Here is a 3,674-nt window from a genome sequence, read left to right as displayed (position 1 = left end):
CTTCTGATGCCGGCCACAAGCTCCAACCTGACTCAACTTCGTGACGTGGGCAGCGCCGTGGCCTGGCTGCGCAGCCGTGGCGTGCACAACCTCGGCACCGACAGCCGCCGCCTGCAGGCCGGTGACGCCTTCATCGCCTGGCCGGGCTACGCCAACGACGGCCGGCAGTTCGTGCCTGCTGCGCTCGCGGCCGGTGCTGCGGCCTGCATCGTCGAAGCCAAGGGTGCCGAATCGTTTGGCTTCGACGCCACGCGGGTGGCCACCATGTCCGGCTTGAAGGCCGCGACCGGCCCGCTGGCCAGCACCTACCTCAACCACCCCAGCCAGCAGCTCGACGTGGTGGCGGTCACCGGCACCAACGGCAAGACCTCGGTGGCCTGGTGGGTGGCTCAGTCGCTGAGCCTGCTCGGTCGGCGCTGCGGCGTGGTCGGCACGCTGGGGGTGGGCGAGCCGCCGTCTTCGGCCGCGCCCTCGGCGTCGATCTTGTCCACCGGCCTCACCACACCCGACCCGGTGACGCTGCAAACCGCCTTCCGCCGGTTTGTCGACAGCGGCTTTGCGGCCTGCGCGATCGAGGCCTCGTCGATCGGCATTGTCGAGCAGCGCATGGCCGGCACGCGCATCGGCGTGGGCTTGTTCACCAACCTCACGCGTGACCACATCGACTACCACGGCGACATGGAGACCTACTGGCAAGCGAAGGCCCAGCTTTTTGCCTGGCCGGGCCTGCGCGCGGCGGTGCTCAACGTCGACGACGAGCGTGGGGCGGCACTCGCGCCCAGTCTCACCGGCCTCGATGTGTGGACCTACAGCGCGAAAAAATCGGCCCGCCTGCTGGCCAGCAACATCGCCTACCGCGATGGCGGCCTGGCCTTCACGCTGAATGAAAACGCTGAGGCCGTCGAGGTGCGCAGCGGCTTGATCGGCGACTACAACGTCTCCAACCTGTTGGCCGTGATCGGCGGTTTGCGCGCGCTCGGTGTGCCCTTGGTGGATGCGGCGCGCGTGTGTGCGCAGCTCACGGCCGTGCCCGGCCGCATGCAAAGTGTCTCCGTTCGGGCTGAGCCTGTCGAAGCCCTTCGACAAGCTCAGGGCGAACGGACTTCACCGGCCGTGGTGGTCGACTACGCCCACACGCCCGACGCATTGGAAAAGGCCTTGCAAGCCCTGCGCCCCTTGGCGAAAGAGCGTGGCGGCCGGCTGTGGGGCGTGTTTGGCTGTGGTGGCAACCGTGATGCCACCAAGCGCCCGCTGATGGGTGCCATCGCCGAACGCCAGGCCGACCAGGTGGTGGTGACCAGCGACAACCCGCGCAATGAACCGCCTGCCGAGATCCTCAAACAGATTGCCGCCGGCATGGTGCGGCCTGAGCGTGCGCTGGTGATCGAAGACCGGCGCGCAGCCATCGTGCATGCAGTGACGCAGGCGAAGCCGAACGACGTGATCCTGATCGCTGGCAAGGGCCATGAACCCGATCAAGAGATTGCGGGCGTCAAACACCCGTTCTCCGATGTGGAAGAGGCGCAGGCCGCGTTGGCGGGTAGGGTGCAGCCATGATGATGACGCTGGCTCAAGCGCACGCCTTGCTGCCCGGTTCCACCTTGGTGGGTGACGGCAGTGTGGGCGTTATGCGTGTGCACTCCGACACCCGCAGCCTGCAAGCCGGCGACTTGTTCATTGCGTTGCGTGGCGAGCGTTTCGACGCACACGACTTTTTGCCGCAGGCGCATGCCGCTGGTGCCGTGGCGGGCCTCGCCGAACGTGGTCTGGCCGAAGCCGGCCTGCCGGGTTTGCAGGTGGGCGACAGCAAACAAGCGCTCGGCGCATTGGCCGCCGCGTGGCGTTCACGTTTTCAACTGCCGCTGATCGCAGTGACCGGCAGCAACGGCAAGACGACTGTCACGCAGATGCTGGCCTCGGTGTTGAAGGCCTGGTGGGGCGAGGGCGCGTTTTCGACCCAGGGCAACTTCAACAACGACATCGGCGTGCCGCTCACGCTGCTGCGCTTGCGCCAGGACGAAACCACCCACCACCGCGCCGGCGTGGTCGAGCTGGGCATGAACCACCCCGGCGAGATTGCCTCGCTCGCGGCGATGACGATGCCCAGCGTCGCGCTGGTCAACAACGCGCAACGTGAGCACCAGGAATTCATGGCCACGGTCGAAGCCGTGGCGCGCGAAAACGGCACTGTGATCGAAGCCCTGGGCCCGGCCGGTGTGGCGGTGTTCCCAGCCGACGATGCGTTTGCGCCGCTCTGGCACCAACTCGCCGGCAAGCGCCCCACGCTCACCTTCGCCTTGCGCGGTGAAGCCGATGTGACGGCCGATGCCGAGTGGGCACACGACCATTGGTCGCTGATGTTGCACACGCCCGCCGGCTTTCACGCGGTGCAGTTGCGCATTGCCGGTTGGCACAACGTGAAGAACGCGCTGGCCGTCACCGCGTGTGCGCTGGCTGCGGGTTGCCCGCTCGACGCCATCGTGCGCGGGCTGGAGGCCTTCGAGCCCGTCAAGGGCCGCTCGCAGCTGAAGAAGGCACGTGTGCAAGGTGTGCCGGTCACCCTGGTCGACGACACCTACAACGCCAACCCCGACTCGGCCCGCGCGGCCGTCGAAGTGTTGGCTTCGCTGTCGGGGCCACGTTGGCTGGTGCTGGGCGACATGGGTGAAGTGGGCGACCAGGGCCCGGCGTTTCACCGCGAGGTGGGGGCGTATGCACGCACCCATGGCATCGACCACGTGTGGACGGCGGGCTCGCTGAGCCGCTACACCGCCGACGCGTTTGGTGGTGGCGATCACAAGGGCCGCGCACGCCACTTCAACAGCGTGGCCGAGCTGCTCGCGGCGCTGAAGGCCGCGCCCGACTGCGCCTCGGTGCTGGTGAAGGGCTCGCGCTTCATGAAGATGGAACAGGTGGTGGCTGCGCTGATCGACACACCCGCGCAAGCCAACTCCGAAGCACAACAACAAGGAGCCCCACAACATGCTGCTTAGCCTGGCCCAGTGGCTGCAAACCCTGTACCCCGACCAGCTCGGGTTTTTGCGCGTTTTCCAGTACCTCACTTTCCGTGCCGTGCTGGCGGCCATGACTTCGCTCTTGATCGGCCTGGCCTTCGGCCCGTGGGTGATTCGCCGTCTCACCGCGCTCAAGATCGGCCAGCCGATCCGCGAGTACGGCGTGCAGGCGCACATCGCCAAGAGCGGCACGCCGACCATGGGCGGTGTGCTGATCCTCATCGGCATCGGCATCTCCACCTTGTTGTGGTTCGACTGGAGCAACCGCTTCGTCTGGATCGTGATGCTGGTGACGCTGGGTTTCGGCGCCATCGGTTGGGTCGATGACTGGCGCAAGGTGGTGCACAAGAACCCCGAAGGCATGCGCTCGCGCGAGAAGTATTTCTGGCAGTCGTTGATCGGGCTGGTGGCGGCGCTCTACCTCGCCTTCAGCGTGTCGGAAACCTCGAACCTGCGGGTGCTCGAACTCTTCTTGCGCTGGGTGCAAAGCGGCTTCTCGAACGACCTGCCGCCCAAGGCGGACCTGTTGATCCCCTTCGTCAAGAGCGTGAGTTACCCGCTGGGCGTGTTCGGTTTCATCATCCTCACCTACCTCGTGATCGTGGGCACCAGCAACGCGGTGAACCTGACCGACGGGCTCGACGGCCTGGCCATCATGCC

Annotated in this window: 3 protein-coding genes; all 3 read left to right on the top strand. The window is 66.6% G+C overall.

Features of this window, described 5'->3' with window-relative positions; genetic code table 11:
• The first annotated feature begins 6 nt into the window (after positions 1 to 6).
• Positions 7 to 1,557 (top strand): UDP-N-acetylmuramoyl-L-alanyl-D-glutamate--2,6-diaminopimelate ligase, encoded by a 1,551-nt coding sequence (locus RMO40_RS17830; protein ID WP_309724297.1) that lies wholly within the window; start codon positions 7 to 9, stop codon positions 1,555 to 1,557.
• Positions 1,557 to 2,993, top strand: a complete 1,437-nt coding sequence (locus RMO40_RS17825; RefSeq protein ID WP_309724295.1) for a UDP-N-acetylmuramoyl-tripeptide--D-alanyl-D-alanine ligase — start codon at positions 1,557 to 1,559, stop codon at positions 2,991 to 2,993. The genes RMO40_RS17830 and RMO40_RS17825 overlap by 1 nt, the downstream gene beginning before the upstream one ends.
• A partial coding sequence (locus tag RMO40_RS17820) for an MraY family glycosyltransferase (protein WP_489660189.1) occupies positions 2,983 to 3,674 on the top strand: 692 nt, incomplete at its 3' end. The genes RMO40_RS17825 and RMO40_RS17820, both read left to right, overlap by 11 nt.

The organism is Rhizobacter sp., from assembly GCF_031412075.1.
Lineage (GTDB): Bacteria > Pseudomonadota > Gammaproteobacteria > Burkholderiales > Burkholderiaceae_C > Rhizobacter.
This window is presented reverse-complemented; position numbering and strand designations above follow the sequence as displayed.